We start from the raw sequence: 16,901 nt of genomic DNA, 5'->3' as shown, positions 1-16,901 counted from the left end.
AACTCATGGGCAAGCCACCTGAGACTATTCACCTTGCTTATCGTTGACAAAGACCTGTGGCCTGCGGTTTTGTGAACGGCTCGTAAGCCACCCGCGTCGACTCACTTACTGTTGAAGCTGGTGGCTTGCAGGCTCAAAGGCGGTTGAGTTTCAAAACGGGCGTTTTCGGCGATATCGAGCCTCCAAAGGCGGCTCTCCGTGCCCCTTGGGACAAAAATAAAAACTCAAAGCCCTGAGTTTGAAAAAAGTTTTTTGAGGTTGTCCCAACTTTTGTCCCCGAAGCCGACGAAACGCGACATCGCGTCATTCGGCGGCACGCGTTCCGTGTCGATGCCGAAAACTGGGTGTAACTGGAATGACGGGACGGCAGAACCGACGCCATCGAGTGGGAGTAGCCGAGGGTCTAAAACGGCACGTCACAAAAGGTAGTGAATAGCAATGAAGCCCCAGGTAGAATTGGCTATCTGGGGCTTCTTCATGTAACGCCGCGATGCGCTCCATAACGCTCTATTTGGGGAATTTAGTTCAGGCAATGAAGACGGGCGCATGAACGCAGAAAGGACGGCACGAGGCCCACTTGAATCCACGGCACTCATCCGCATTATCGTTGCCCCAATGTCCTCTGCATCAAGCGAGGTCGGCGGTTAAGTAACGGCTCGGCGAGTGTTATTTTGAGAGCTACACGCATCTAAGGCGAGTTTTCGTGGTAAAAACTACTTGCCGGAAGCCGCGGCTTTCAGAGTACGGCTTACGTGCACGTTTAACCTCCGTGGGCGACGGGGTGCCGCAAGGCGTAGAGTATCGCTCACCTGTAGGGGCAGCGCCGCTTCAGGACCGAGGGCTCGGCCTACTACGAGACGCTCCAGCACATCATCGACGGCAACACCAAGCGCATTGTCTCCGAGTGCCAAGCATACCTCGATCGCTACGAGCGCGAGGGAAGGCCTCGCTTTGCCGTCGACATCGACCGTATCGTGGGGCTGCTGGAGGGCGAGAAGTAGGGCACCTCGGCTCAGTCTCGAGCCATGCGGAGTCGCTCCGCATTTTTGAACGCCGCGCGCCCCAAATACCCGAGAAACAGGCCATGAGGTGCGGCGGCGCACTCGTGCCTGCGCGCAGCCATCTCCATCAGCGTCTACGGTGCGCTACAACATCGCGGGCAAACCGCCTGACAAGCCGAGCATTCTGATCGTTCCGTCTATGAGCTACGTTGCCGTGCGGGGCAAGGGCGATCCCAATGCCGAAGGCGGCGCGTAGCAGAGCGCGTTGCCGCTGCTCTACGGCGTTGCCTATGCCATCAAGAGGTCGAAGAAGGGCCTGCGGGAAATCGAAGGCTATTTCGACTTCGTCGTGCCGCCGCTCGAGGGCTTCTGGTGGCAAGACCGCGCCGATGGCGAGATCGATTACACGAGGAAAGACGACTTCAACTTTATCTCGTGCATCCGCCTGCCCGATTTCGTCACTTGCGATAGTTAGTGGTCGGGGACGTTCTTTAACGACTAGTCATTTAAGAACGATCCCAATGACTATGCTGCTTGCCTTCGTTATCTGACGACCTGGACGGCAAGTGCGCTCAACTGGATAAGAAAAAGCCGGGGAAAACGTCCCTGGCACTTGGAAGCCTTGCTTGCGGAAAACCAATTATTTTTAAATCATGGGCTGTGCGAAAAGGCTAGTACATGAAACGATCGCTCCAATGGCGAAGCCCCAGCCTGCGCGCCAGCCCATAGGCAAGCCACCTGAGACCACTCACTTTGCTCACCGCTGACGAAGACTTGCGACCTGGGGTTTGCGAGCTGCTCGCAGAACCCATGTTGCATATCAAGCTTTAGACTGACTCAGCCAATCACTTCTCGTCAGGCAAGTGATCTGTTCTGTACGGATGTCGCCCATCAGCTCGCAGCAGACGTCCTTGCGGGTGTGGTGCCAAACAAAGCCGCATTTTTCCTGAACGCGTTTCGATTTCTCGTTCCCGTCGAAATACCCGCACCAGATTTTGTCCAGTTTCAAGTCCTCGAAACCATGGCGGACGAGCTCTCGAACCGCCTCCGGTATCAGCCCCTTGCCCCAGAACGGGACACCGATCCAGTAGCCTATTTCTCCCTCAGTGTCCGGAATCTCCTTGTCGGACCGCGCGCCAATCATCAACCCTATGCTTCCGATGGCCCTGTTGTCTTCCTTCAGGCAAACGGCGTACGTCTCCGGCGCGGAAAACACGGTGCGGATGATTTCGGCGCTGTCGTCAACGCTCGAGTGAGGCGGCCAGCCGGCAATCGGCCCCACCCTGTCGTCCTTCGCGTATCTGTACAGGTCCTCTGCGTCCGTTTCGGCCCACGGGCGCAGTATCAGCCGCTCGGTTGCCAGTTGCATATCCATCTCCATCGACCACTTTCGATTGATGCTCAGTGCCCATTGTATTCGCTACGATTAAACTCGGCACAGGGGATACTGGTTTTCCGTGCGAAAACGCTCATGCCGCTAAATTGAGCGACCGCCTGTACTGCAGCGGGATCATCCGCCCGAGCGATCCCTTAATCCGTCGCCCGTTGCGCCAATCGGCAGAAGCCACGCGTGGACGCTAATCGTTCGAGCGAATCGTCGTCGGTTTCCGTTTAACGATTTCTTTTTCCGCTATTATCTGACCCTCGGACTTCCTCGTGATAGAAGTAGTCCACGATCACCGGATGCCCCTGGGGGACTCTGCCATAAGGCATTTCGTTGTCCACAAAGGGGCAATCGTACTTCTTGGCCATTTCCTCGGCTTTTACTTCAAGCGCTTCAAAATAGCTACGGTTGCGCTTGTTATAGATCTCATCGTAAAGCGGTACGAGATTGGGATGTTTCTCGGCGATATAATCCAGGATCGCTTTTTTGAAACCACCCCGAAGATTGAGATTTTCGAGCCAAAACAAATCGCACCGATCCTTTACTCGCTCAAAAATCATCTCAAAATCCGTGATGCCGGGAAATACCGGGGACACGAAGCAGACCGTACGGATACCTTCGTCATACACCTGCTTCATAGCAGCGATACGACGCTCGATGCTCGACGCGGAGTCCATATCGTTCTTGAAGTTCTCATCCAGCGTGTTGATCGACCATGAAACGGTCACTCGTCCAAGCCTCTTCAGCAGATCGATATCCCGTACCACAAGATCGGACTTTGTGCAGATCAGAATATCTGCATCGCTGCTAATCAGCTGCTCCAGGAGTTTCCTGGTATTCCCGAATCGCTCCTCCTGTGGATTGTAGCCATCCGTCACAGAACCGATAACCACCCGCTGTCCAGCGTATTTCTTCGGATTCTTGATTTCCGGCCAATGCTTCACATCAAGAAAGGTGCCCCATTCCTCCTTGTGTCCGGTAAAGCGCTTCATAAAGGAGGCATAGCAATACTTGCAGGCATGCGTGCAGCCTACATAGGGATTGACCGAGTAGCCGCCTACCGGCAGGCTGGACTTGGTCATGATGTTCTTTGCTTCCACCTCATTGATGAGGATTCCATCGATCACTTCCGCCATGTTCTCTGCACCTCCAGCACTCTTTCGAATTCTTCCGACAATTCCTGAATCATGTTTTCGTCCCCTATGACAGAGACGAGGTCTTCCTTCATAAACATTGGAATGCCAAGCGCGTGCGCCTGGTCCGTCAAAGACCATGCCCACTCCGGTTCCGTATGAACCTTCCTGCTCTGCGTCCCGGTCATGGTGCCGACGACGATCCAGTTGATTCCGGAAAGGTCGACCGTACCGGGATCGTCGAATAGCGGCTCAAAAGTAACGAAGAAGTGATTTGCTTTGACGTTTTTCCGAAGGGCGTCGATACGCCACAGCTCCGCTTTCCTCGTCACCGTAACGCCGAACCATGCGTTTTCCAGGTCGGTATCTAAATCCAGCAAATCGGGTCTCTTGGTCAGGAACAGGAACTGATGCTGTGGATTCTCATGGATCTTTGCAAATACCTCGTCTCGCCATTCCAGCTTCCACCCGGAGAGATCGCTCATGCCGGTAAGGAGAAAGTTCTGCGGGCGTTTCTTTTCCATCATCTTGAGCTTGCTCGGGAAGAACGCAGGATCAGCGAAGTCGTCAATCATATGCCAACGTTTCACATTGTTACGGGCATAGCAATATGGACACCCCACCGTGCAGCCGATGACGATATTCATATTCTGAATCTGATTTTTGATGCAGATGCTCATAACGCCTGCCTACCTGCCTCTCCCGTAAACACGCAATCAGCCTCCCCCACCTTGCGGGCAAAAGCCTCGATATCTTGCTTGCAAGCAGCAGGCTCGCAATCGCTCAAATCGTATGACGTGCCGCCGTTTCGATAGACGGCCCGATGGGAAAACGATCGGCTGACAAGCCCGATGCCGAGCTTCTCGCACAGGGTCATCCGTGCTCCCTTTCAGCTATAAAAAACAGGTGTCTATAAACAGTATCCTTGTTGATTTTCGCAGGGGCAATGAACAAACGCGTGCACCTGTCGATAAACGAACAGCTACTGGACATTGTCAAACGACTCAGATTGGAGAGGCGATGGGAGAAACCAAGATCGACCGCCGGCGGCGCTACACCCTCTCGGTCATACGGGAGGCGTTCTTCGCGCTGCTGGCCGAGGTCGGCTTCGCGAAGATGACGGTGGCGGACATCTGCCGCCGCGCCGAGATCAACCGGGGAACGTTCTATCTGCGTTACAAGGATAAGTACGCGCTGCTCGATGCGCTTATCGACGAGGCATTGGCAGCGGCTCCCCCGCTTGAGGGGGTTGAATCGGCAACGCTTTGCCAGCGTCCGCCGGCAGACGACGATTATCGCCTGCTTTATTCGGACAGCGACGCATACGCTCGCGTAGCCCAGCGCGTCATAGAACGCGGAGCGGAGCAGATGGTTCCCTGGGTCATGGAGAAAACAGGGCTTTCACGCGAAGACGCCTTCCTGCTCTTCGTCCACAACGTCCAGGGCAATCTGGCCGTCAACCGCCTGCTCGGCTGGAGACGAGGCCCCGAGTTCGCCCATGCCCAGGAGCTGCTCAACGCCTATTCCGAAGGGGGCTTACTGGCGGTATCCGCTCTTCGCGATTCCGATAACCCATCGTGACCTGCGATTCAGGAATACCAGCCTCCGAGCCCTCTCGTTCGGAGGCTGCGGCTAAAACCTCATTGCGCGTCTACCGCTCCGCGTTACTCGCCACCTGCCCGCGCCACCGAGAGCAGGGCGCCCAAATCGGCCTGGATCGCCCCTGCCTTGCTTCCAAGCTGCAACGGAGCCGAGCCGCCCGAGATGTTTACGCTCAAAAGGTGCGCATCCGGCAGCTTCGCGGTCATGCTCCAGAACGGGAGCGTGATGATGCCGGGGGTCATCTCGCCCACGCCGAGCTCCAGCAACAGCACGCGGCGATCGCTGCGCTCGCGCACGAAGCGCTCGTATCGTCCGAGGCTCTCGCGCCATGCCGCACCCTGCAGAAACGTGTCGTCGCGCACCCACGGCACAAGCTGCCAGCCGCAATGCGGGCATCGGGGGACATCCTCGCTGCGGACCTCGAACCCCGCCATGCCCGCGAGCATGCGCTCGACGTAGGGGCTCGCGTCGAAGAGCTCGTCGCAGCATGGCTGCTTGCATTGAAGGTGCGCGAAGCTTCCCTGATAGTTACAGGTTCTCTCGTCGGGAAACGTCTTCTCGACCTGGGTGTCCACATTGGTGCTCAGGATGAAGTAATCCTTATGGCCGATGAGGGACCGTAGGTCGAGATAGGGCTGCGAGGTCGGCTCGCGCAGCATGAAATCGATATATCGCGCGTAGTAGGCCCATTGCTGCTCGAGGCTGGGGTAGAGGTGGTAGAAGCCGTCGAAAAGGCTCTTGAAGCCAAAGGCTTGCTGCCAGTCCGCCATTCCTGCGCGCGCCATGCCCGCGCGGTTGTAATGGTTGAACCCGGCGGCGCTCGACATGCCCGAGCCGATGCCGACGATGATGGCGTCGGCATCGTCGATAAGGCTTCGAAGCCTACGCGCTTCTCTTTCTAGGGGTGGCATCGGGCGATCTCCTCGAAAGCCGGGGCCATATCGCCGTCAACGAGAATCGTCTCGCACGAGGCGTCGGGCGCCATGGCCTGGCCGTAGTTGAACACGATGTAGGTGGCGTGCTCGCAGGCGTTCGCGATCTGGGCGAGCATGCGCTTTATGACGCCGTTGTGCAGTCCCACGCCAAGTTCGAGGATGGCGACCCTGCCGTTGCGATGGGCTTGCACAAGACGCGCGAGCTCGTCGAGCTGGGTCATGGCGAGGGCGTCTGGATGGGCGAGGCGCCGCTCGTCAACCGACGTGCGCGTGCCCCCCCTCAGTCTCGAGCACGCGCTCCTCGTCGAACCCGGCGCGCGCGAAGTGCCCGTCGATGTTGCATGTGACCACGAAGGTGTCGGCGTGCTCCGTAAGACGCCGCAGCCCGTTCATGAGCGAGCCGGGCTCATATTCGAGATACTCCTTTTGATGGAACCGCTCGGCCCATCGGCGTCGCACGCTGGCATCCGGGGAAGCGAGCCCCTGCAGTATGCAGCCGATGCCGTCTGCCTGGGCGAGGTCCCCGTACGCCTCTTGGAAATGAGCATCGGCGCAGAAAAGGTTGAGCCCCTCCGCCATGTCGAGTCCGTTGCTAGCGCCGATGATGACAAGATCCGCTTCGGCTAGCGCCCTGCCTATGCGAACTGCTTTCGCCGTCTCCATGCGCTACCTCCCCAGCGTCTTGCGCACGTCGGCGAGCACGTCGGCGATGTCGGCGCGAACGGCGAGCCCCCGATCCTCGATCGCGCGGGGGAGAAACTGCGTCTTGTTGTTTACGGCGATGTAGCTGGCCTGCGGTAACTGCGCCGTGAGGGCCCAGAACGGCTCCTGGATAAACGCGGGCGTCATGCGGCCCACACCCAGCTCGAGGAAGAGGATCCTCTGCCGTGCGTGCGCGTCGAGCCAGTCGGACACCTTGCGGTACTGCTCCTCGTAGAGTTCGCCCTGCAGGAAGTTGCCGTAGCCGCGAACCCAGGGGAACGCCTCTGCCCCGCAGTGCGGGCAGCGCGGCACGAGCTCTGTCGGAACCTCCAGACCGTCTCCCATGGCCTCTACCATGTGGGAGACCGGCTCGACCGCGTTCCACACCTCGTCGGTGCAACAGTGGGAGCACTGAAAGAAGCGGTGGTCGCCTTGGATCTCTGCCACTTTCTCCCAGGGATAGAGCTTCACAAACTGCGTGTCCTGGTTGGTGGTGAGCACGAAGAAATCCTTCTCGGCGATAATGGCGTCGAGGTCCTTGTAGGGCTTGCGCAGCGGGGCGTTGAGCGTGGTGTCGAGGAAGGTGGCGAGGTATCCCCAGCGCGCCTCGGCGGTGGGCCAGCGGTAGAACGACCCCTCGAAAGCGCCCTTGAAACCGTAGCGCTCGGCGAATTTGCCGAAATGCCTGCGATAGGTTGCGTTGTCCTCGTAATAGAAGTCGCCGCCGCCCGCCGCGGAGAGCCCAGAGGCCCCGCCCACCAGCACGCAATCGGCTTCCTCGATCATGCGGGCGAAGTCCCTGATTTGCTGGTCGTAGGGCTCGGGCTCGCGGTCACTCAGCTCATAGGGCGTGCCGCCGCTGCGGTAGGCGGCCTGAAGGGAAAACGATTGGTTGGTGAGCTCGATAACGAGCTGCTCGTACAGGGTCACTGGATACCTTCTTTCAGCTATTATAAACAGGTGTCTATAAAAAGTATCCATGTCGATTTGCTAAAGAGCAATGAACAGCTTCGGCCTGCTGTCGATAAACGAGCGTTTGCCGGGCATTGTCGAGCGTTACAATTGGAGGGGTAATGGAAGCGGGGAAGATCGATCGTCGCCGACGCTATACACTCTTGGTCATACGGGAGGCGTTCTTCGCGCTGCTGGCCGAGGTCGGCTTCGCGAAGATGACGGTAGCGGATATCTGCCGCCGCGCCGATATCAACCGTGGCACGTTCTATCTGCACTACGAGGACAAGTTCGCCCTGCTCGACGCGCTTATCGACGAGGCCTTGGCGGCGGTGCCGCCGCTCGAGGGAACGGAGGCGGGTGCCCTCTGCCAGCGTCCGCCGGCAAACGATGACTATTATCTGCTCTACTCGGATGACGACGCGTACGCCCGGGTGGCACAGCGCGTCGTCGAGCGCGGCGCCGAGCAGATGGTTCCCTCGATCATGGAGGAGACTGGGCTTTCGCGCGAGGACGCCTATCTGCTCTTCGTCCACAACGTCCAGGGAAATCTCGCGGTCAACCGCCTGCTCGGTTGGAGGCGAGGGCCCGAGTTTGCCCACGCTCAGGAGCTGCTCAGCGCCTATTCCGAAGGGGGCATGCGGGCGGTATCGGCTCGTCACGATCCCCGTAGTTGATTTTAACCGCAGGCCATTTCGGGCAGGCGACGTTGCTATGGCCCCTCTTTGGTTTTCGATGTTGTATAAGGCAATTGCAATCGCCTTGAGCTTCTTTAGGGAACTTGAGCAAGAGATATGGCCTGCTGGCGATTGATTAACCCCATTTGTTTTGGTTACAAGAAAAAATGCTGCGCGCCTGCAGCATGAAGGAGAGGGAATCCTATGAATATCGTTGTATTGAGCGGCAGCCCGCGTAAGGGCGCCAATACCGATACCATGGTCGAGGCGTTTGCCGAGACCGCGCGTGAGGGCGGCAATACGGTCGAGGTCGTCCGCGTTGCCAGCAAGAAGATCGCCGGCTGCTTGGGATGCCAGTACTGCTTCGCTCATGAGGGCGTCTGCGTGCAGAAGGATGACATGGTCAACGTGATCGAGTCGCTGAAAGACGCAGATATGGTCGTCTTTGCCTCGCCTATCTACTGGTTCGATATCACTGCGCAGGAGAAGGCTGTCATCGACCGCCTGTACGCCTTCGGTGCTACGGGCTTCCCGTTCACCAAGACGGCCCTTTTGCTCGATAGCCACAGCGAGGGCGTCTATGATGCGGCGATCGCCATGTACAAGTCCACGTGCGCATACTGCAAGTGGGAGGACCAGGGCATTGTCACCATCAGCGGTATGACCGAGCGCGACAGCATGGCCTCCTCGCCCAAGCTGGAAGAGGTGCGAGAGCTCGCTCGCAAGCTCGCCTAAGGGCAAGAAGAGCGCATGGCAATCGGTGTTGGTGGAAATGCTTGCTGTCCTTACCGAGAGATAGGGGCGCATTCCCTCAAGCGCCGTATAGAACAATTTTTAAACGCAGAAAAATAACTGAAAACAAATTAATCCGCGTTAAAATATTGTCAAACAGAAGTTAATGAGGGAAGGTTGCGTATGCGTCGCAAGGCAGACGAGCTACTTAGGGAATGGCGAGACAGAGCTGATAGAAAACCTTTGCTGGTCAAAGGCGTGCGCCAGTGTGGCAAGACCTATTTGCTCAGAACGTACGCCCAGGATCTTTTCGAATCGGTTGTCTACGTTAATCTTGAGAACGACCGGTCGGCGCGAGCGGATTTTTCGGGCGGTCTTGACCCTCATTCGATTGTGCGCGCGATCGAGGCTCGTACGGGACAGCGTATCGTGCCTGGCAAAACCTTACTGTTCATTGACGAGATCCAGGCATGCGAGGAAGCGCTCACTTCCCTTAAATACTTTTGCGAAGATGCTCCCGAGTATTACGTTGCGGCTGCCGGGTCGCTTCTTGGGGTTGCCATTAACCATCAGTCGTATTCGTTCCCCGTCGGAAAGACCGACTTGATCGAGATGACTCCACTCGATTTCGAGGAGTTTCTCTGGGCAATGGGGCACGATCAGCTGGTCGATGAGATACGCTCGTCATTCGAGTTAATGGGTCCTCTTGCGCCAAGCCTTCATGAAAAGGCGCTTAGGCTCTATCGACAGTATCTTGTTGTTGGCGGAATGCCCGAGGCGGTCCAAACGTATATCGATGATCAGTCAATCATTGATGTGGCCGAAAAGCATCGGATTATTCTCGACGGATATTCCGCCGACACCAATAAATATGCTGATGAACGCTTGAGCGCAAAGACGCGTGCGTGCTTCGATTCCATTCCACAGCAGCTTGCCAAAGAGAATCGCAAATTTCAATACAAGGTAGTGCGAGCGGGGGGCAATGCGTCTCTCTTTGGAGATGCTCTCGACTGGCTTGTATTGTCGGGTACGGTGGCGCGCTGCAGCCTAGTCGGGCAGATCGAAAGCCCTTTAGAGGCCTTCGTTAACCCTTCTGCTTTTAAAATCTATCAGGCGGATACAGGGCTGCTCGTCTCCAAGGCCGGTGCTCAACGCGCCGATATTCTTGCCGGCATCGGCGGCACATTCATGGGTGCACTTACCGAAAACTACGTCGCCCAACAGCTTTCAGCCATGGGCTATCCGCTGCATTATTGGGCGCGAGATAATCGTGCGGAAATCGACTTTGTAGTAGAGAAGCAGGGATGCTTGTCTGCGATTGAAGTCAAGGCGGGAGAGAACACAAGATCTCGAAGCCTGTCCTCACTTAAAAAGACCCATCCGGGCGTACGCCTTATCAGGCTATCGACTAAGCCCTTTGGAATGAATGATGGGCTTATGTCTGTTCCACTTTATGCGGCATTTTGTCTATAGGGATGATGCTGGTGTAATGCATGGGGCCCAGGGCGCAGCGTTTACTGCGCTCCGGGCCCCGCTGCTTAGTTAAACCATGACGGTTTGGTCGCCGTCGTCCTAGTCAAACAAACTCGGCATGTCGTTTTCCTTCATGAGGGCACCGGCAGAGGGCAGGCTCTGCGCGGTGAACTTCTCGGCCGAGACGCCGGCGCCAAGAATCTCCTCGGTCGTGCCGACAGTGGTGACCGAGCGGCCCTTCTTGGCCGTGAAAGCCTGGACGCCCTGCGTGTTGGTGGTCGTCTTGGTCTTGAGCAGCGACGTGTTGAAGTTCATCAGGCGGTAGTCGCTCGAGACCAGCGCGAGGTCGCGGTCTTCCTTGAGCACCTGCGCATACAGCAGCTTGCTGCCGCCGTAGATGGCGTTCTTAAGGCGCTTGCGGTTGGTCTTGGTAGCGTATCCAGAAAGCGCGACACGCACCACGCGGCCGTTCTCAAAGACGAACAGCACGTCGGCCTTGTAGTCCTCGGGGTCGATGACCCAGATGACGCTCTCGTCGGGTTCCATCTCAAGATCGGTCGGAAGGTACGAGCCCAGCTGGGCCGACTTGGTGTCCTCAAACGCCGCGACCTTGCACTTGTACACCTGGCTCTTGTTGGTAAAGACCAGCAGCTCGTGGGTGTTGGAGGACGGGAACTCGATAAAGGGTTTGTCGCCGTCCTTGTACTTGAGCGTGGTCGCCTTCTTGAGCACGCGGTCCGTCATCTTCTTTAGGTAGCCATCGCGCGAGAGCATGATGGTGACCGGGTACTCCTCGACCTCGGGCTCCAAGCTTACCTCGATAACCTCATGGGGCTCGATCCTGCCCGTGCGGCGCGGCATCACGTACTTCTTGTTGACCGCTGCTAGCTCGTCGCTGATGACCTTCTTGATGTTCTCCTCGCTGGAGAGGATCTCCTCAAGCTCGGCAATCTCGCCCTCGAGCTTGGCGATGTCCTTGGTGCGGTTGAGAATGTACTCTTCGTTGATGTTGCGGAGCTTGAGCTCGGCAACAAACTCGGCCTGGGTCTCGTCGATGTCGAAACCCTTCATAAGGTTGGGCACGACCTCGGCCTCGAGCTTAGTGCCGCGGATGATGGCGATGGCCTTGTCGATGTCGAGCAGAATTGCCTCGAGGCCGTGCAGCAGGTGCAGACGCTCGGACTTTTTGCCCAGGTCAAAGTTAATGCGGCGACGCGTGGACTCAATACGCCACTTGACCCACTCGTGCAGGATCTGGCGCACGCCCATAACGCGGGGATAGCCGTCGACCAGCACGTTAAAGTTGCACGAGAACGAATCCTGCAGCGTGGTCGAGCGATAGAGCTTCGCCATGAGCTTGTCGGGGTCGACACCGCGCTTAAGGTCGATGGCGATGCGCAGACCCGAGAGGTCGGTCTCGTCGCGGATGTCGGCAATCTCCTTGACCTTGCCCTCTTTGGAGAGCTTGACGATGCGCTCGATGATGACATCGGTTTTGGTGGTGTAGGGGATCTCGTAGACCTCGATGATGCGCTCTTCGGGAATCCAGCGCCAGCGGGAGCGGATCTGGAAGCTGCCAAGGCCGGTCTCGATTATCTTTTCCATCTCCTCGCGGCGGTAGATAATTTCGCCGCCGGTCGAGAAGTCGGGCATGGGCATGTATTCGAGCAGGTCGCAGTCGGGATCCTGCAGGTAATGCATTGTGGCGGTACAGACCTCGTTGAGGTTGAAACCGCAGATATCGGATGCCATGGCGACGCCGATGCCCTTGTTGGCCGAGACGAGGATGTTGGGGAACGTGGTGGGCAGCAGGCGTGGCTCCTTCATGGCGCCGTCGTAGCTGTCGACGAAGTCGACCGGGTCCTTGTCGATGTCCTTGAAGATCTCGGCGCTAATGGGGGAGAGCTTGGCCTCGGTATAGCGCGAGGCGGCGTAGCTCAGGTCGCCCGAATAGTACTTGCCAAAGTTGCCCTTCGACTCAACGAAGGGGGCGAGCAACGCCTCGTTGCCGGTGGCCAGGCGCACCATCGTCTCGTAGATCGCGGCGTCGCCGTGCGGGTTGAGCTTCATGGTCTGGCCCACGATGTTGGCGCTCTTCTGGCGCTCGCCCTTGAGCAGACCCATCTTGTACATGGTGTAGAGCAGCTTGCGGTGCGAGGGCTTAAAGCCGTCAATCTCGGGGAACGCACGCGAGACGTTGACGCTCATAGCGTAGGGCATGTAGTTGACCTCGAGCGTCTGCGTGATCGGCTGATCGGTGACCTCGGAGTGCAGGCCGATGACGTTCTCGGCGTTGACCTGCTTTTTCTTGGGCTGGTTCTTCGTCTTCTTCTTTGCCACGATTTCCTCTTGAACTTCTTATGGGCCGTCGTTATCGATTTGCTGCTACTGCAGGTCCAGCTGGTCCAGGTATTCCTTGCCGTGCTCGGAGATGTGACGCTTGCGGCCCGTCTCGTCGTTGCCCAGCAACAGGTTGAACATGGTCTCCATCTTGGTGACGTCCTCGGGTTCTACCTTGATCAGGCGGCGCGTCTCGGGGTTCATGGTGGTGAGCCACATCATGTCCGGATCGTTCTCACCAAGACCCTTGGAGCGGTTGATCGAGCACTTCTGGTCGCCAATCTCCTTGAGGATGCCGTTCTTCTCGAGCTCGGTGTAGGCAAAGTAGGTCTTCTCTTTGCAGTTGATCTCGTAGAGCGGCGACTCGGCGATATACACGTAGCCCTCGTCGATAAGCGTGGGCACCAGGCGATAGAGCATGGTGAGCACAAGCGTGCGGATGTGATAACCGTCGACGTCGGCGTCCGTACAGATAATGACCTTGTTCCAGTTGAGATTATCCAGGTCAAAAGCACCGAGGTTCTTGATGCGCTTGTCCTTGATCTCTACGCCGCAGCCCAGCACGCGCATGAGGTCCATGATGATGTCGGACTTAAAGATGCGCGGGTAGTCCTCTTTCAGACAGTTGAGGATCTTGCCTCGGACGGGCATAACACCCTGGAACTCGGCATCGCGCGAGGTGCGGATGGCGCCTGCTGCCGAGTCGCCCTCTACGATGTAGATCTCGCGACGGCTCTTGTCCTTGGAGCGGCAGTCGATGAACTTCTGCACGCGGTTGGCCATGTCGGTCTTCTGCTGCAGATTGGTCTTGATGCTCTGGCGCGTCTTCTCGGCGTTCTCGCGCGAGCGCTTGTTGATGAGCACCTGCTCCATGATCTTGTTGGCGGCGTCTTTGTTCTCGATCAGATAGGTCGAGAGGCGCTCCTTAAAGAATGCCGTCATCGCCTGCTGGATAAAGCGGTTATTGATGGCCTTCTTAGTCTGGTTTTCGTAGGACGTCTGGGTGGAGAAGCAGTTGGTCACCAGCACCAGACAGTCCTGGACGTCCTGCCACTTAATGCCGCTCTCGTTTTTGTTGTACTTGCCCTGTTGCTTGATGTAGGCATCGATGGCGCTGGTCAGAGCACTACGGGCGGCCTTTTCGGGCGAACCGCCGTTCTCGAGCCATGACGAGTTGTGGTAGTACTCCTGCATCATGAAGGTGCGCGAGAAGCACATGCACGCGGTGATCTTGACGTTGTAATCGGGCAGGTCCTCGCGGTCGCGACCGCGACGGTCAGCCTCGATAAAGAAGGGCTCGGTAAGGTAGTCGGTACCGACCTTCTCGAGCACGTAGTCCTCGATGCCCTTGGGATAGCAAAAATCCTCTTCGGAAAACTCGCCATCGTCGCCCTCAATGCGCAGGCGGAAGGTCACGTTGGCGTTGACCACGGCCTGGCGGCGCATGGTCTCGCGATACCAGTCGTGGGGAATGCTGATCGAGGTAAAGACCTCAAGATCGGGGCGCCACTTGATGGTGGTGCCGGTGCGGTCCTCGTCGCTGGGCTCGATCTCAAGCGCTTTCTTTTTGGCGCCAACGACCTTGCCTTTCTTAAAGTGCAGGGAGTACTTGTTGCCGTCGCGCCAAACCGTGACGTCCATGTACTCGGATGCGTACTGGGTCGCGCACGAGCCCAGGCCGTTGGTACCGAGCGAGAAGTCGTAGTCGCCGCCCTGGTTGTTGTTGTATTTGCCACCTGCGTAGAGCTCGCAAAAGACGAGCTCCCAGTTAAAGCGCTTCTCGGAGGGGTTCCAGTCGAGCGGGCAGCCGCGGCCGTTGTCCTCTACCTGAATGGAACCATCGCGAAAGGCGGTAAGGGTGATGAGCTTGCCGTAGCCCTGGCGCGCCTCGTCAACGGCGTTGGACAGGATCTCGAAGGCGGCATGCGCGCAGCCGTCGAGTCCGTCCGAGCCAAAGATAACGGCGGGGCGCAGGCGTACGCGCTCCTCGTCCTTGAGCTGACGAATACTGTCGTTACCATAGTTTGCGGTGTTTTTTGCCATGCTCGCTCTCTCGATGCTCCTTTGCTGCGTTGTAGTCATATAGATAGTCAAGGTAGCATAGCCCAGGCCTCGGACGATTCCAACTAACACGAATTCCATCGAACGCGCGTTCGGAGTCGGTGACCTTTAGCTTCTGCGGTCATTCCCTGCGCGGCGTGGTGCTCGTGTTAAAACCGTGGCTTATCGGCTGGTAGAATTGCCGCATCAAGACTGCATGTTGTTTGAGGGGGCGCAATGACTGAGAAAGAGAAGATGGAGCGCGGGGAGTGGCATGATGCCAACTTTGACGAGGAGCTCCTGGCGCAACGCGCAAAGGCGGAGGCGCTCTGCTATGACTTTAATATGGCAAAACCCGGAAGCGACGCGCAGCTTGACGCTTTGAAATCCTTGCTCGATACCGATCTTCCGCAAGGGCTGACGGTCCTTTCGCCTGCCTACTTTGACTACGGGAGCAAGACGAGCTTTGGTGAGGGCTGCTTTGTAAACCATGGCTGCTACTTTATGGACGGCGGCTCTATCACCTTTGGTGGCAACGTGTTTATCGGGCCGTTTTGCGGCTTCTACACCGCTTCGCACCCCCTAAAGGCAAAGGACCGCAACTTGGGTCTCGAGAAGGCTCTGCCTATTGTTGTAGGCGATAACTGCTGGTTTGGCGCGAACGTATCCGTGTTGCAGGGGGTTACCATCGGCAGCGGTTGCGTAATTGCCGCGGGCAGCGTCGTGACGGAAGACCTTCCGGACAACGTGGTGGCGGCAGGCGTTCCCGCGGTCGTCAAGAAGATCATCGAACAATAACGGAGCTATTAAACGATGGGGCACGCATGGTTCCGGCAAATCCGGTTATTGGCGTGCGCGTTGGCCATGCTGATAAGTTCCACTTACTCGGGTCCTTCCGACTCGGTTTTGTCCGAGTAAGATTGAATAGCGAATCGAAATTGTTATGTCCACATGGCGATGGCGGACATGGTTTCCATAATGACAGATATAGTTGACATCTTGTGAAGGATGCAATATATTTCTGTCATGTTGCAACGGATATCTGTCCATTACTACGAAAGGAACTCCATGCCGGGCAAAAAGAACCTACGCATGAAGGCGGCACGCGCGGCGGCTGGCCTTTCGCAAGCTGACTTAGCCCAAGCCGTGGGCGTTACGCGCCAAACCATCGGCCTTATCGAGGCGGGCGGCTACAACCCCACGCTCAATTTGTGCGTGGCAATCTGTAAGGCGCTGCGCGTTACGTTGAACGACTTGTTTTGGGAAGACGAAACCGACGCCGACCCTAATGCTCTTTAGGAGTTCACTATGAAATATGAAGATCTGAAAATCGTGCAAAAGTGGCGTGAATATGCCGGCCCAAAGGATGAACGCCTGGAGGCTGAGAACGCGAAGATCTACAAGATTGGCTTCGTGCTGCTTTCGTTTGGCATGTTGATGATCTTTTTCTACCAGTTTATAGCTCGACAGGTTACGTGGGTTCACAGCGACGCTAGTGAAATGCCGCATGGCTTTGCAACGCCGTTCGAGGCAGCCATGTATTTGTGGCTCGTTCTCGTGATGTTGATTTGCGCAGGACTGCAAATGCGGAAGGGCTATGTCGATACCAATCGTTTTGGGCAAACCGAGCATCTTCCTGTTGGATATTTCCTGCTTGTCAGCGGTCTTAGCGGCGCCGCGTTCGCGCTTGTTATTGCCGCAATGCGCTGTATCGCTGAGGCGCAGATCGTACCGCTCGAAAGCGTCTTTTGGTTGGCGAACCTGGTCACGGGCGTGTTCTGCGGTGCGACGATTTTCGCGGCCACGTTTGCTGTCCTGTGCGCAACGTTTTTCACGGCGAAAAGACGCCGTGCCAAGCTCGAGGCAGAACTCGACTCCTCAGACGACATTTAATGCGCAATGGGCTGGCTCTGGGTATTCAGAACCAGCCC

At 57.2% G+C, this 16,901-nt stretch carries 18 protein-coding genes; 8 read left to right on the top strand and 10 right to left on the bottom strand.

Annotation, left to right across the window (positions count from 1 at the left end):
* Nucleotides 1–1,266: 1,266 nt before the first annotated feature.
* The gene (locus DXC99_RS10455; protein ID WP_233505628.1) at nt 1,267–1,476 is read left to right on the top strand and encodes a hypothetical protein; all 210 of its coding nucleotides are present in this window, start codon (nt 1,267–1,269) and stop codon (nt 1,474–1,476) included.
* 345 nt (nt 1,477–1,821) lie between these two features.
* On the opposite strand, the gene DXC99_RS00155 is transcribed toward DXC99_RS10455, so the two are convergent.
* The 4 genes from DXC99_RS00155 to DXC99_RS00140 form a co-directional block, all read right to left on the bottom strand.
* A complete protein-coding gene (locus DXC99_RS00155) occupies nt 1,822–2,370 on the bottom strand; it encodes a GNAT family N-acetyltransferase (protein WP_089572802.1) in 549 nt (182 codons plus the stop codon).
* 242 nt (nt 2,371–2,612) lie between these two features.
* Nucleotides 2,613–3,521, bottom strand: coding sequence for a radical SAM mobile pair protein B (locus DXC99_RS00150; protein ID WP_117628870.1), 909 nt, complete (start codon nt 3,519–3,521; stop codon nt 2,613–2,615).
* Nucleotides 3,509–4,198: a radical SAM mobile pair protein A gene (locus tag DXC99_RS00145; protein WP_117628869.1), complete on the bottom strand. Its 690-nt coding sequence runs from the start codon at nt 4,196–4,198 to the stop codon at nt 3,509–3,511. The genes DXC99_RS00150 and DXC99_RS00145 overlap by 13 nt, the downstream gene beginning before the upstream one ends.
* Complete coding sequence (locus tag DXC99_RS00140; RefSeq protein ID WP_089572807.1) at nt 4,195–4,395, bottom strand: hypothetical protein; 201 nt, start codon at nt 4,393–4,395, stop codon at nt 4,195–4,197. The genes DXC99_RS00145 and DXC99_RS00140 overlap by 4 nt, the downstream gene beginning before the upstream one ends.
* Before the next feature lie 143 nt (nt 4,396–4,538).
* On the opposite strand from DXC99_RS00140, the gene DXC99_RS00135 reads away from it, so the two are divergent.
* The gene (locus DXC99_RS00135; protein WP_117628868.1) at nt 4,539–5,099 is read left to right on the top strand and encodes a TetR/AcrR family transcriptional regulator; all 561 of its coding nucleotides are present in this window, start codon (nt 4,539–4,541) and stop codon (nt 5,097–5,099) included.
* An 83-nt stretch (nt 5,100–5,182) separates the two neighbouring features.
* On the opposite strand, the gene DXC99_RS00130 is transcribed toward DXC99_RS00135, so the two are convergent.
* The 4 genes from DXC99_RS00130 to DXC99_RS00115 are packed head-to-tail and all read right to left on the bottom strand — an operon-like array spanning nt 5,183 to nt 7,687.
* Nucleotides 5,183–6,031, bottom strand: a complete 849-nt coding sequence (locus tag DXC99_RS00130; RefSeq protein ID WP_117628867.1) for an NAD-dependent protein deacetylase, SIR2 family — start codon at nt 6,029–6,031, stop codon at nt 5,183–5,185.
* Nucleotides 6,019–6,276 carry a hypothetical protein gene (locus DXC99_RS00125; RefSeq protein ID WP_117628866.1) on the bottom strand — a complete coding sequence of 86 codons (258 nt, stop codon included), beginning with the start codon at nt 6,274–6,276 and terminating at the stop codon, nt 6,019–6,021. The genes DXC99_RS00130 and DXC99_RS00125 overlap by 13 nt, the downstream gene beginning before the upstream one ends.
* 34 nt (nt 6,277–6,310) lie before the next feature.
* Nucleotides 6,311–6,718, bottom strand: a complete 408-nt coding sequence (locus tag DXC99_RS00120; RefSeq protein WP_117628865.1) for a hypothetical protein — start codon at nt 6,716–6,718, stop codon at nt 6,311–6,313.
* Between the two features lie 3 nt (nt 6,719–6,721).
* Nucleotides 6,722–7,687 (bottom strand): hypothetical protein, encoded by a 966-nt coding sequence (locus DXC99_RS00115; protein ID WP_199408825.1) that lies wholly within the window; start codon nt 7,685–7,687, stop codon nt 6,722–6,724.
* 143 nt (nt 7,688–7,830) lie between these two features.
* On the opposite strand from DXC99_RS00115, the gene DXC99_RS00110 reads away from it, so the two are divergent.
* The 3 genes from DXC99_RS00110 to DXC99_RS00100 all read left to right on the top strand — a co-directional run bounded on the left by DXC99_RS00110 (nt 7,831) and on the right by DXC99_RS00100 (nt 10,590).
* Nucleotides 7,831–8,385 carry a TetR/AcrR family transcriptional regulator gene (locus tag DXC99_RS00110; RefSeq protein ID WP_117628863.1) on the top strand — a complete coding sequence of 185 codons (555 nt, stop codon included), beginning with the start codon at nt 7,831–7,833 and terminating at the stop codon, nt 8,383–8,385.
* Nucleotides 8,386–8,589: 204 nt separating this feature from the next.
* Nucleotides 8,590–9,120: a flavodoxin family protein gene (locus tag DXC99_RS00105; protein WP_117583296.1), complete on the top strand. Its 531-nt coding sequence runs from the start codon at nt 8,590–8,592 to the stop codon at nt 9,118–9,120.
* A 180-nt stretch (nt 9,121–9,300) separates the two neighbouring features.
* Nucleotides 9,301–10,590, top strand: a complete 1,290-nt coding sequence (locus DXC99_RS00100) for an ATP-binding protein (protein WP_117583295.1) — start codon at nt 9,301–9,303, stop codon at nt 10,588–10,590.
* 99 nt (nt 10,591–10,689) lie between these two features.
* Here DXC99_RS00100 and DXC99_RS00095 read toward each other — a convergent pair whose 3' ends face one another.
* Nucleotides 10,690–12,930, bottom strand: coding sequence for a DNA gyrase subunit A (locus DXC99_RS00095; protein WP_117628862.1), 2,241 nt, complete (start codon nt 12,928–12,930; stop codon nt 10,690–10,692).
* Between the two features lie 45 nt (nt 12,931–12,975).
* The gene (locus tag DXC99_RS00090) at nt 12,976–14,973 is read right to left on the bottom strand and encodes a type IIA DNA topoisomerase subunit B (RefSeq protein WP_055252409.1); all 1,998 of its coding nucleotides are present in this window, start codon (nt 14,971–14,973) and stop codon (nt 12,976–12,978) included.
* Between the two features lie 234 nt (nt 14,974–15,207).
* Between DXC99_RS00090 and DXC99_RS00085 the strand changes: the two genes are divergently transcribed.
* The 3 genes from DXC99_RS00085 to DXC99_RS00075 all read left to right on the top strand — a co-directional run bounded on the left by DXC99_RS00085 (nt 15,208) and on the right by DXC99_RS00075 (nt 16,863).
* The gene (locus DXC99_RS00085; RefSeq protein ID WP_055252408.1) at nt 15,208–15,768 is read left to right on the top strand and encodes a sugar O-acetyltransferase; all 561 of its coding nucleotides are present in this window, start codon (nt 15,208–15,210) and stop codon (nt 15,766–15,768) included.
* Nucleotides 15,769–16,038: 270 nt separating this feature from the next.
* Nucleotides 16,039–16,269 (top strand): helix-turn-helix transcriptional regulator, encoded by a 231-nt coding sequence (locus tag DXC99_RS00080; protein ID WP_055252407.1) that lies wholly within the window; start codon nt 16,039–16,041, stop codon nt 16,267–16,269.
* 9 nt (nt 16,270–16,278) lie between these two features.
* Nucleotides 16,279–16,863 carry a hypothetical protein gene (locus tag DXC99_RS00075; protein WP_117628861.1) on the top strand — a complete coding sequence of 195 codons (585 nt, stop codon included), beginning with the start codon at nt 16,279–16,281 and terminating at the stop codon, nt 16,861–16,863.
* Nucleotides 16,864–16,901: the final 38 nt, after the last annotated feature.

Origin of the sequence: Collinsella sp. TF10-11AT, from assembly GCF_003437565.1 — a bacterium.
Classification (GTDB): Bacteria; Actinomycetota; Coriobacteriia; order Coriobacteriales; family Coriobacteriaceae; genus Collinsella.
This window is presented reverse-complemented; position numbering and strand designations above follow the sequence as displayed.